Consider the following 10,046-nt stretch of genomic DNA (forward strand, 5'->3'; position numbering starts at 1 on the left):
GCTTCATCAATGCTGTCTACCCCGATGATGGGCAGCAGTGGACCAAAAATTTCTTCCTGCATGACGCTCATGTCTTCCGTAGCATTCAGAATCAGATGGGGAGGTAAACGACGGGAGCCATCGGTTATTTCCTCATTGTTGCCCACCCGAATCTCTGCCCCTTTGCTTTTGGCATCCTCAATGTGGCTGAGTAATCTTTGATGCTGTCTCTCGTTAATAATCGCAGTGTAATGCTGACTGTCATTCACTGAAGGATGCATGTTGCTGAAGGCCTTCAGGTAAGCTTCTACAAACTCTTCCTTGCGTTGTTGCTTGACCAGAACGTAATCAGGGGCGACGCAAGTCTGCCCCGCATTCATTGATTTTCCGTAGCAGACACGCTCGGCTACTTCCTGCATTGGGAAGTCTTCGTCAATGATCACTGGGGATTTTCCCCCGAGCTCAAGGGTTACAGGGGTGAGATTTTTGGCCGCGGCCGTCATTACGTGTTTGCCGACCTGGGTAGAGCCGGTAAAGAGAATGTGGTCAAACGGTAGAGCGGTGAAAGCGGCTCCCACATCCGCTTCACCATTGACAACAGTGACCAGGTCAGCAGGGAAGATATCCGCAATCATCTCGGCAAACAGTCTGGAGGTAGCCGGAGTAAACTCAGACATCTTGATCATTGCCCGGTTACCGGCAGCCAGGGCTGTTGCCAGGGGGCCTATGGCCAGAAAGAGAGGGTAGTTCCAGGGAACAACAATGCCGACAACGCCCAGAGGTTGATAAACCACCTTTGCCGAAGCCGGTTGTAGAGTGATTGCTACATGTCGCTTACTGGGCTTCATCCATTTAGCCAGATGCTTGCAACAGTAATCGATGGTTGAGAGGGATGGCATAAACTCGGCTAACAGGGATTCTGTTTCAGCACGGCCCTCAAAGTCCCTGTTTATGGCATCCACCAGGGCTTTCTGGTGTTTCTTCAAACCTTCTTTCAGCGTTTTCAGCCACTTCCTGCGTTGCTGAAGTGATGGGTTGGGTTGATTTTGAAAGGCTTTTTGCTGAGCCTCCAGAGATGTCTTCATCCTTGCGATCTGGCTGGAAGAATGATCGCTGGCGGTCATTTGATCCGATGAGGCAGTCTCTGTAGGCTGGTCAATTTCACTAAGGCTCATGGTGCAGGTCTCCTTCAGCCGATCTGGTTTCATTTTTTCGCAAGAGTCTGGCCGGGTAATGGGTTTTGATCATTTAGAGTAATTGCTCTAAAATTAAATTTAGCGATTTACTGACAGGATTTCAAGGGTATTTATGGCAGTTAAAACTCGTGATCGTATTTTGGACAAAGCTCTGGGGCTTTTTAATGACCGGGGTGAAAGGACGGTAACGACCAACCATATTGCCGCAGAGCTGGGGATTTCTCCCGGAAATCTCTATTACCACTTCAGGAATAAAGATGAGATTATCCACGCACTTTTTCAACGTTTGATAGACAACATTGCTGACAACATGATTATTCCGAAAGATCGTCCACTGACCTTTCAGGATAAGCGGACGTATCTGGAATTGGCCCTGGCCGGTATGTGGCAGTTTCGTTTTATCTATCGGGATGTTCATGGGGTTATGAGCAGGAGCAGAGAGCTTCGGTCTGCCTATCAACAGTTTGCAAGGCTCTCTCTGGAGACACTGGAAAAGATTATTGCCGGACTTGTGTTGTCAGGCTTTATGGAGGTGCCGGAGCATGAAATTGAAGCATTGGCGTTGAACAACTTCATGGTGCTCAGCAGTTGGCAGGAGGTGGTGACCTCAGCGTTTCTGGAAGAAAATGAATTGTTGCCAGAAAAACTGCACCGGAGAGTTTTCTATCAGATTCTGCTTATGGATCGGCCTTATGTCAGTGAAGCGGCCAGGGAGTCCTTTGCCGAATTGGAAGCAGAATATTTTGTGCCTATGAGGATTCCGGGTCGGTAAGGGATTACGGAGGAAATAAAAAGGAGCTGAGTGTATCAGCTCCTGCAGGTAAGACTAATCAGCAGATGCGATCGGCTTTATAGTAGACGTCAGCCTTGTCGAGACCGTTGTCAAAAGCGGTCTGGCCAGTGCGGTCAGATTTTCTCAGGTTTTCACGAGACTGCGCGGTTTCAGCTGGCAACAGGTGATCGACAGCGGCTTTCTCGCTCAGCAGTTCTTCTTCGGTATTCTTCATCATGCTCTGACCGTATTCGTTGATCTCCAGACCCTGAACGATCTGGTAGCTGCCGAATTCGCAGACACATGGGAAGGAATAGTAAATGCCTTTGGCTACGCCGTAGCTGCCGTCAGAGATGATGCCCATGCTGACGATTTCACCGTTGCTGCCCAGGGCCCAGTCACGCACGTGATCCAGAGCGGCTTGTGCGGCAGAAGCGGCGGAAGAGAGGCCGCGCCATTCAATGATTTCAGCACCACGTTTCTGAATGCGAGGTGTAAAATCTTCTTTGTACCATTGCTCGTCGATTTTGCTGATTGCCGACTCTTCACCCAGAACAGTCGCATGATGTACGTCAGGGTACATGGTTGGAGAGTGGTTACCCCAGACGCAAACACCGTCAATGTCGGATGGATTAACGCCCAGCTTGTTGCCCAGGATACCTTTGGCACGGTTGTGGTCCAGGCGGGTCATTGCGCAGAATTGGGAAGGATCCAGATCCGGAGCATTGCGGGAAAGAATCAGGCAGTTGGTGTTGGCCGGGTTACCCACCACCAGTGCTTTAACGTCGCGGTTTGCTACTTCATTCAGAGCCTTACCCTGCTCGGCGAAGATAACTGCGTTAGCTTCCAGCAGATCCGCACGCTCCATGCCCTTGCTTCGAGGACGCGCACCTACCAGCATGGCGTAATGAACACCACGGAATCCATCGAATGGGTTGTCGTGCAGGCTGATGCCGTGAACCAGCGGGAAAGCGCAGTCTTCGAGTTCCATGGCCACGCCACGCAGCTTGTCCATAGCCTGAGGAATCTCAACCAGTTGCAGAATCACCGGCTGATCCGCGCCCAGCATTTCACCAGCAGCAATTTTGAAAAGAAGAGAGTAACTGATGTTACCTGCTGCGCCTGTGACTGCGATACGGACGGGTTGTTTCATGTGACCACTCCTTAGAGTTCTCGTCTGAAAAGAGAGTGTTAGAATAATCTCAGCGGTGTGAAGGGTACCTAGAACGATAGGTTAAGTCCACTACCTGTGAGTGATGTTGTTTTCCAATGATAGGGTTTGTATCCATTATTCAGCCGTTTTTTGCTTACAGCGAACCTTGGCATTCAATACAATCTCTTTCTGCTCCTCCTGGCTGGCCCGGCTCCATCGGGCTATTTCTGTCCGGCTCCGAAAGCAGCCGGTACACACCTGGTCTTTATTGAGTGCACATTGGCGAATGCAGGGGGACTTTACTTTGCTCATCATTTTTATTACTTGTGTTCACTCAACACTCAACAGGTAATAACTCAGCTGGCCTGCAGTTTTGGTTTTCGTGACTGTCCAGTTTGAAGGTACGGGAAGAGGCGATAGTTCCTTTTCTACCTCAATGTAAATCAGACTGTCGCTGTGAATGTATCCATTTGAATTAAGCAGGCGACAAGTTTCTTCCAGCAGTTCCTGCCTGAATGGAGGGTCCAGAAAGATGAGATCGAAAGCCTTGTCTGCGGCTTGCTGTAGCCATTTCAGGCTGTCGGTGCGAATGACTCTGGCATTTTTTGCCTGAAGGGTTGTCAGGTTTTTGCCAAGCAGCGAGGCAGCCTCTGCTGCTGCCTCAAGCAGGGTGGCTTCTTTGGCGCCTCGGGAGAGTGACTCAAGGGCCAGGGCGCCTGTCCCACTGAAACAGTCCAGCACCCTGGCACCCGGAACATAGGGCATCAACCAGTTAAACAGGGTTTCTCTCACACGGTCCGAGGTGGGTCGCAAGCCCGGCAGGTTTGCCACAGGCAGCTTGCGACTGCGCCATTGTCCGCCAATGATTCTTAATTCTCCGCCACCTTTATTTGGGCGTTGCCTGATGGCTGCTCTTCGCGCCATTGATCACTCCGGTTGATGGCCTTAAAGCAGCGATTGTACATCAGTTGCCAAACGAGATAACCGCGGTTTCCCGAGAGATACCCGTACCTCATTGATGCTATTTTTCACCTTAAAAAGCTTCATTCGTAAATAGCTGTAAGATAGGATACACAATTCCGGAAGGCTGTCCGGGCATTATAACTGCTTCGACCAGCCTCCTGAGACCCACCTGCTTTAATACGGTGACCCTTTTAATCCATTCTGATGAAGTAGTTTATGTTCGGTTCTCGCAAAAGTGATGAGAAAACGGCGAAGCGACGTTTTTGGCCCTGGGGACGCAAAGAAGAGAAAAACAGCGAGCCTGCCCCGGTTATAGATGAGAGTCCGAAAACTGAGCCGACAGCAGCCCACCAGGAGACAGTTGTCCAGACAGAAGTCGAAGGGGCAGTTGCAGAAACAGCAGAAGAAACCGTTTCTGTTGAACCTGTAGAAATACAGGCTGAGAAGGTTGAGGAAAAAACGGAAGAGGCGGTCAAGGAGCCAAAAACTGAAACAGTTGCTACTCTTCCTTCTGTCCCGGAGAGGGGCGAGCCTCAGGAAGAGAAGAAAGGCTTCTTTGCTCGCATGAAGCGCGGGCTTGGCAAGACCCGTAGTGTATTTGTTGATGGTGTCGCGGAAATCTTTGTTGGTAAAAAAGAAATCGACGAAGATCTGCTGGAAGAGCTGGAAACACAGCTTCTGATATCGGATGTAGGCGTTGAAGCCACGACAGAAATTATCGGGAAACTGACCAAAAAAGTGAAATACCGCGAGCTGGGCGATGCCGATGCGTTGATCTCTGCCATGAAGGTTGAACTTAAGGAAATTCTCAAGCCTGCTGACCAGCCTTTAATTGTTGATGAGCAAAAAACGCCTTACGTCATTCTCGTTGTGGGTGTTAACGGTGTTGGTAAAACGACAACGATCGGTAAGGTAGCGCGTAAGCTTCAGGCTGAAGGGCGCAAAGTGATGCTGGCTGCAGGTGATACCTTCCGGGCTGCAGCTGTGGAGCAGCTGCAGGTCTGGGGCGAAAGGAATGATATCCCTGTGATTGCTCAGCATACCGGCGCTGACAGTGCATCTGTGCTTTATGACGCTTTTGAAGCAGCCAAGGCGCGTGGAGCGGATGTCTTGATTGCTGACACGGCCGGTCGCCTGCACAACAAAGATAACCTGATGGATGAGCTGCGCAAGGTTAAGAGGGTTCTGGGTAAGCTGGATGATTCGGCTCCCCACGAAGTGCTTCTGGTTCTGGATGCCGGCACAGGGCAGAATGCCCTCAATCAGGCCAGGATATTCCACGAAGCAGTTAACCTGACGGGTATGGCGCTTACCAAGCTGGACGGTACTGCAAAGGGTGGGGTTGTTTTTGCCTTGTCCAAACAGATGCAACTACCAATTCGCTTCCTGGGGGTGGGTGAGCAAATAGACGATTTGAGGCCTTTCTCTGCAGATGAGTTTGTAGAAGCTCTCTTCGACCCGGTTGAGCCTTAAACAATGAAAATAGAGCAGCAGGGAAGTTCTTAATGATACGCTTTGACAATGTCACCAAGCGTTATCCCGGAGGGCACGTGGGGTTGGAACAGACCAGCTTCCACCTGCATCGGGGTGAAATTGCTTTTCTTACCGGCCATTCCGGAGCCGGTAAGAGTACTCTGCTGAAACTCATCATGCTGATGGAGCAACCGACCTCTGGCAGTATCTGGGTGGGAGGGCACGATACCAGCAAGCTAAAGCGTGGCCAGATTCCTTATTTTCGTAGAAACATAGGTCTGGTTTTCCAGGATCACCAGCTGCTCTTTGATCGATCTGTGTTTGATAACGTTGCCTTGCCTCTGATCATTGCCGGAAACACTCACCATGAGTGCGCCGGCAGGGTTCGTGCTGCACTGGATATCGTGGGGCTTCTGGATAAGGAGAAAATGAATCCAGCTCAGCTGTCTGGTGGTCAACAGCAGCGCGTGGGGTTGGCGCGTGCGGTTGTTAACCGGCCTCCTCTGATTCTGGCCGACGAACCCACTGGCAATCTCGACCCTAATTTGTCCGCTGAAATCATGCAGCTGTTTGAAAGCTTTAATCAGGTAGGCGTTACTGTCCTGGTTGCCAGTCACGATCTGGCACTGGTAGCCCGCATGCGCCATCGTATTTTGACTCTGGATCAGGGGCATCTGGTTAATGATCAGGAGGTGCGTTAAAGCGTGTTTCCAAGAAAAAGTGTCAGAAACAAAGACGGTAGCCAAAAAAAACGGTCAGAGCCTACAGCGGCTAAAGACGCTGAAGCTGAAAGAGGGGCAGCCAGAAAGAAGGCAACAGGCTTCTCAATGGCTTATTTGAAAAGCCTGCACCGACAGGTAGCAGTTGACTCATTACGGCGCATCTTTAAGACGCCTTTTGCTTCTTTTCTGAATTGTCTGATGATTGCGGTAGCTTTTGCACTGCCTGCGATTCTTGTATTACTGTCCAATAATCTCCAGTCACTGGGGCATGAATGGGAAGGTCAGCCCAGAATCTCTCTCTATCTCGACAACAAGCTGGAGCGTGACGAGGTCAATCGCCTCAAGGTTGAAGCCAGAGACGATCCGGATATTGATCAGTTTCTTTATATCAGTCCAGATGAGGGGTTGAGTGACTTTCAGGAAAGGGCCCGGATGAAAGGGGTTATCGATGCCCTGGGCTTTAATCCTTTGCCGGGTGTTCTGGAGCTTACACCCCGGAATGGGCTCAGTGCTGAACAACTCAATGAACTTTTGAGAAAATATCGGGTCAAAGAAGGAGTTATGGAGGCACTGCTGGATCAGGAATGGATTAAGCGACTTGAGTCTATGACTCAATTGCTCGAGCGTTTTACTCTCATACTATCAGTGCTTCTTGGAATCATTGTGCTTTTAACGATAGGCAACACTGTGCGTCTCAGCGTTGAGAGTCGCAGGGCTGAAATCAAAGTGATCAAGCTCGTGGGTGGAACCGATGGTTTTGTTACATTGCCATTTCTTTATATGGGGATGTGGTATGGGCTGGGAGGGGCTTTGTTGGCCCTGCTGATTATTCTGGGTGTGCTGGCTGGTTTGGTGTCAGAAGTATTAGAACTCGCCGCCCTCTACGGCAGCAGCTATACGCCTCAAGGGCCCGGCTTTTCAATGTTCTTCTCATTATTGGCCTCGGGTATTTTCCTGGGGGTGGCAGGAGCAGCATTGAGCTGCTATCGTCATGTTCGAACAATAGAAGAGCGGCCCTAGAGGGTATGTTTGGCAAGAGTAGGCGGGTTAAGCGTGTTTTTATAGCGTTTTTATCGCAAAAGAGCGTAAAGTAGCTAGGGTCGTAAAGCCCGGTTTTTGTTATTATTTAATCGAAGGCCAGTCTGTTGTTTTTCTATACGCCATGGGCATTTGGAGTTTGAATTTAAGTAGAGTGCTGAATCGGCACTTACAATGGAGTTATTCATGGGAACCAGTATACAACCAGTCGATATGTTAGTCCCGGGGCAAAATATTGATGCCTACGTAACAGGGGTCAGCGCTATTGCTGTGTTGTCTGCTGACCAGGAAAAGGTTTTGGCGGAGCGTCTCTACTACAAGAACGATCTGGAAGCTGCCCGTCAGTTGGTTATGTCTCATCTGCGTTTTGTCGTCCATATTGCCAGAAGCTACAGTGGCTATGGGCTTCCCCTGGCTGACCTGATTCAGGAAGGGAATGTGGGCTTGATGAAAGCCGTAAAACGTTTCAATCCGGAGGTGGGTGTTCGTCTGGTCTCTTTTGCAGTGCACTGGGTGAAGGCTGAAATCCATGAGTTTATCCTGAAAAACTGGCGTATTGTGAAGGTGGCTACCACCAAGGCACAGCGCAAGCTGTTTTTTAATCTTCGCAGTTCCAAAAAACACCTCTCCTGGCTCAGTAATGATGAAGTTAAGGCCGTAGCCAATGACTTGGGTGTCGAGGCCAAAGTGGTTCGTGAAATGGAAGGTCGAATGGCCGGCCATGATACCGCCTTTGATGGCTATGCCGATGACAGTGATGACAACGGCAGCTACGCAGCACCTGCTCACTATCTGGAAGACCAGCGAGCAGATCCGGCACGCCTTTTAGAAGATTCAGATTGGTCCGAGTCTTCGGTGAACCTGTTGAGAAATGCTCTGGCAACATTGGATGAGCGCAGCCGCGATATCCTTCAGAAGCGCTGGCTCAATGAAGATAAGGCGACTCTTCATGAACTGGCAGACCACTATGGCGTTTCAGCTGAGCGAATCAGACAACTGGAAAAGAATGCAATGACAAAGGTTAAAGGTTCTATGGAGGCCTGGTCTGGCTAGACAGGTGCTTGATGTTCCATAAACACCCGCACCCTGTTGCGGGTGTTTTCGTTCTGTAGATGAACTAATAGAGGATAGGCGGTGTTTTTATCTATAGTTTCTCTATAAAGCCATTCGAATAAGACAGAGACTCTGCAATTCAGGATGAAGCAATGATAGAACGCCCGGAAACGCCTTCTCCCAGTCGGCAACCCTCTGAAACTCCCAAACAGATAGCCCAGTCAAGGATTTTCAGGATTTTTGGTTATGAAATAAAGTTTTTTGAGTATCTGGGCAAAAAGCTGATTGCTGTTGGAAGAGGTTTTAAAAGATTCGGGCGAAGACTGATTCGCGTTCGGCTGATAAAAAGCTTTGATGCCCAGCCCAAACTGCAGTCAGCTCATCAAGCTTTAGTTCGGTCTGAATCACCTGTTCTCACAACAAGGTCTGGTAACTTTCAGGAAAAACCAGAGCTTCGTCAGGCCAGAAGAAAGGAGCTGCAATTAAAAAATGAAGCTCAGGCCGTCAAGTCAATGCATTCACTGATCTTAGCCATTCAAACTGAGGATGTTGCCAGAGCTGTTTATTCTCTCTACGACCTGAGACAAACTCTGGCTTTAAAAACTACGCTTCAGGGCAAGGAGTCATTTGATGTCACGGATCTGATGGAGCATACAAAGTCAGCTATCGATTCAATGGTTCTTGATGCCCCTGATCTGAAGCGTTTAAGTAACAAAAAGTCTTTTCTTGCTGAGCTGATGGCTCTGTTACGGATGATGGATGCAGGAGTGTATCAAGGGGAGTTGATCAGCTCGCTTATATCCAAAAGTGCCACGGGCTGTCTCATAAGGCCCAATCCCCTATTGATAGTTCAGGAAACGTTTTTTCCGGATTTTGATCTATTGTCCGAGAGTGAGAAATACACCGCAGCAAATATGGACCCTCGTAAGATCAGTCTCTGCTTTGCAACACTGAAAAGTTGTCGTACTCGATTAGAGGAAGAGGCAGATAATCTTGTGAGTTGTATGCTGGATGGGGCTGTTGAGCGTTTGCCGGAGCAGATTGACCATTTTATGAGAGCTTCGTGCACAACCATCAGGGAGCAAGTAGAAGAAATAAGCCTTGAAAGAATCAAGGCTTACATGAAGAAGAATATCTGGAGTATGGTGATTCCGGATGGCGTTAATCAACAACTCCGGGGAGTTTGCCAACGACAGGAAAGTAAACTGCTGCAATACCTGGCAGCTGTTCAAGAGCTGTCATCTAAGTCTTCTGGCAATGAGTTGGTTGATTTCAGGATCGGAGTGGCAAAAGAGCTTAATGATTTGATCTGTCGACAACTGGATCTTGGGGAGGAAGATGAACCAGAGGAGTTGGCAGCAGCGCAAAGAGAGTTGTGGCTGTTGAAGGAAAGAAAAGAACTCTCAGAAGAAAATGTATCAAGAAAGGTATTTTTGGAAAGGCGTATTCAGCAGTTAATTGGTGAGAAGGAGTCCAGAGGACGTTCATTGGTTCATCTGGAAAGGTCGGGCGTTAAGGCCAGTCCCGAAATGGTTGAACAATTGAAGGAACGCTTTGAGCGACCTTTTAAATTTGATCTTTTCAATGAAGGAGAAAATGGTTTTCAGTCGTTTTGAAATAACTCGTTGACCTACCTCTTAAGCTCCGTATAATGCACCTCCACTGATCGGGGCATCGCTCTTAAGGATACATTCTTG

At 49.1% G+C, this 10,046-nt stretch carries 10 protein-coding genes; 6 read left to right on the plus strand and 4 right to left on the minus strand.

Going from position 1 to position 10,046, the window contains the following annotated elements:
* Window positions 1-1,154 (minus strand): aldehyde dehydrogenase family protein (locus tag KDK19_RS12775; RefSeq protein WP_257292115.1); only part of this gene is annotated, 1,154 nt, incomplete at its 3' end.
* Window positions 1,155-1,287: 133 nt separating this feature from the next.
* Between KDK19_RS12775 and KDK19_RS12780 the strand changes: the two genes are divergently transcribed.
* Window positions 1,288-1,947, plus strand: coding sequence for a TetR/AcrR family transcriptional regulator (locus KDK19_RS12780; protein WP_257281041.1), 660 nt, complete (start codon window positions 1,288-1,290; stop codon window positions 1,945-1,947).
* 58 nt (window positions 1,948-2,005) lie between these two features.
* Here the strand turns inward: KDK19_RS12780 and KDK19_RS12785 are convergent, their stop codons facing one another.
* The 3 genes from KDK19_RS12785 to rsmD form a co-directional block, all read right to left on the minus strand.
* Window positions 2,006-3,100 (minus strand): malate dehydrogenase, encoded by a 1,095-nt coding sequence (locus KDK19_RS12785; protein ID WP_257281042.1) that lies wholly within the window; start codon window positions 3,098-3,100, stop codon window positions 2,006-2,008.
* Between the two features lie 135 nt (window positions 3,101-3,235).
* Complete coding sequence (locus KDK19_RS12790; RefSeq protein ID WP_257288020.1) at window positions 3,236-3,415, minus strand: DUF1289 domain-containing protein; 180 nt, start codon at window positions 3,413-3,415, stop codon at window positions 3,236-3,238.
* Window positions 3,416-3,430: 15 nt separating this feature from the next.
* Complete coding sequence (gene rsmD, locus KDK19_RS12795) at window positions 3,431-4,024, minus strand: 16S rRNA (guanine(966)-N(2))-methyltransferase RsmD (protein ID WP_257281043.1); 594 nt, start codon at window positions 4,022-4,024, stop codon at window positions 3,431-3,433.
* A 255-nt stretch (window positions 4,025-4,279) separates the two neighbouring features.
* On the opposite strand from rsmD, the gene ftsY reads away from it, so the two are divergent.
* The 5 genes from ftsY to KDK19_RS12820 all read left to right on the plus strand — a co-directional run bounded on the left by ftsY (window position 4,280) and on the right by KDK19_RS12820 (window position 9,965).
* On the plus strand, window positions 4,280-5,536 hold the full coding sequence (gene ftsY, locus KDK19_RS12800; RefSeq protein ID WP_257292116.1) for a signal recognition particle-docking protein FtsY: 1,257 nt from the start codon (window positions 4,280-4,282) through the stop codon (window positions 5,534-5,536).
* A 32-nt stretch (window positions 5,537-5,568) separates the two neighbouring features.
* On the plus strand, window positions 5,569-6,237 hold the full coding sequence (gene ftsE, locus KDK19_RS12805) for a cell division ATP-binding protein FtsE (RefSeq protein ID WP_257281045.1): 669 nt from the start codon (window positions 5,569-5,571) through the stop codon (window positions 6,235-6,237).
* Between the two features lie 3 nt (window positions 6,238-6,240).
* Window positions 6,241-7,278: a permease-like cell division protein FtsX gene (gene ftsX / locus KDK19_RS12810; RefSeq protein ID WP_257281046.1), complete on the plus strand. Its 1,038-nt coding sequence runs from the start codon at window positions 6,241-6,243 to the stop codon at window positions 7,276-7,278.
* 204 nt (window positions 7,279-7,482) lie between these two features.
* Window positions 7,483-8,349: an RNA polymerase sigma factor RpoH gene (rpoH, locus tag KDK19_RS12815; protein WP_257281047.1), complete on the plus strand. Its 867-nt coding sequence runs from the start codon at window positions 7,483-7,485 to the stop codon at window positions 8,347-8,349.
* A 152-nt stretch (window positions 8,350-8,501) separates the two neighbouring features.
* Window positions 8,502-9,965, plus strand: coding sequence for a hypothetical protein (locus tag KDK19_RS12820; RefSeq protein WP_257281048.1), 1,464 nt, complete (start codon window positions 8,502-8,504; stop codon window positions 9,963-9,965).
* Window positions 9,966-10,046 lie beyond the last annotated feature (81 nt).

The sequence above is a fragment of the Endozoicomonas sp. ONNA1 genome (assembly GCF_024606325.1).
Classification (GTDB): domain Bacteria; phylum Pseudomonadota; class Gammaproteobacteria; order Pseudomonadales; family Endozoicomonadaceae; genus Endozoicomonas_A.